Source organism: Nocardia farcinica (assembly GCF_029867845.1).
GTDB classification, from domain to species: domain Bacteria; phylum Actinomycetota; class Actinomycetes; order Mycobacteriales; family Mycobacteriaceae; genus Nocardia; species Nocardia farcinica_A.
In genome coordinates this window covers 1-1,246 of the sequence record NZ_JARWRU010000934.1, presented here as the reverse complement: position 1 = coordinate 1,246, position 1,246 = coordinate 1, and the positions used below count along the sequence as shown (strand labels likewise).

Annotated in this window: 1 protein-coding gene and 1 pseudogene; one reads left to right on the top strand and one right to left on the bottom strand. The window is 72.5% G+C overall.

The genetic code is table 11. The features are described 5' to 3' along the window. The coding region (locus QH283_RS20535; RefSeq protein ID WP_280504607.1) for an IniB N-terminal domain-containing protein at positions 1 to 488 on the bottom strand (488 nt) is incomplete at its 3' end. A 356-nt stretch (positions 489 to 844) separates the two neighbouring features. Here QH283_RS20535 and QH283_RS20530 point away from each other — a divergent pair. After that, positions 845 to 1,246, top strand: a pseudogene (locus QH283_RS20530) (hypothetical protein); the annotation flags it as partial.

The following is a 1,246-nucleotide window of genomic DNA, read 5'->3' as shown; positions in this document are numbered from 1 at the left end:
CCTGCGCCCAGACCTGCGGCGAGGTCCGCTCCGGCTCGCAGGCCCGCGCCGAGGTCGAGGCCGAGGTCGGCGGCCGCGCCGAGACCGAGATCCAGCCCTGCTCCGAGACCCGTGTCGAGGCCGACGCCGGCTCCCGAGTCGAGGCCCGCACCCGCGCCCAGGTCGAGGCCCGCACCCGCGCCGAGGCCGAGGTCGGCGGCGGCTCCGGTGGCGGCGTCGATGCCCGCGCTCGCCGCGGCTCCGGCTACCGCCGCGCCCGCGGCCGCGGCGGGAGTGGCGCCCGCGGCGACGATGGCGGAGAGCTGGCATCCGCCGGAGACCAGGGCCGATTCGGCGACCATGGGGGCCACGGCGGCGATGTCCTCCGGGGTGACCTCGCACAGGCCTGCCGCGGCGAGGGCGGCCTGTGGGTCAGCGCAGTAGCCGACGGCCGCCTCGCGGTCGCGCAGCAGGCCGAGAATGAATTCGAGAATCGCGTTGGGGGTCATCCGCATCGTCTCCTGAGGATGGGCGGGAGCGAAGTGTTCCGCACTCGTTGGAATAGCTGTCACGCTAGGTAGCCGAAGTGTTACGGCGGAACGGGGAAACGCCCCGCTATCCGTCGTGCGAACGCACTAGGGGACCGCTCCGCATTAGGGGAATTTCCCCTAATGCCGCCGGACCGCGTAACGGCGGCGTATCAGCAACCGACATGGGTGACAGTCCGGCTCCCCCCTGCTCGACACGACAACCGAACCCCAGCGACAACCGAACCCCAGCGACAACTGCGCCAGCGACAACTGCTCCACGCGAAATCGGTCAGCCCACGATCCCGAGCGGATCATCCAGTCTCCGAGAGGTTCACATGACGAAGCTTCAGGCGCTCGGCATCACCATCGGGTCGGGCGGGTCGGTCGCGGTCGCCACCGGAGGCGGAACACGCGGCGCGGGCGCGCACGGGGGCGATCTGGTGCTGTCCCATCGCAGCGCGCTGCTGCTGAAGAGTGATGGCGCAGCGGTTTTCGCCGACTCCACCGCGCCGGGAGCCCGGGGCGCGCTGTTGGAGGACTTCGTGTCAAGAGTCGGCGACCCGGTCGGCCTGCTGGCCGAGGACGGCTCCGTCCACGCCGCCGCCGACCTGGTGGCCAGAGCCGCCGAATGCCTCGTGACCGAAATCGCCCCCCCCCCCCGAGGACATACCGCCGCCGCGGTGCTGTGTGACCCCGCCCCCTGGCCCGCCCCCGCCGAGGGAACGCCCCCCCCCCCC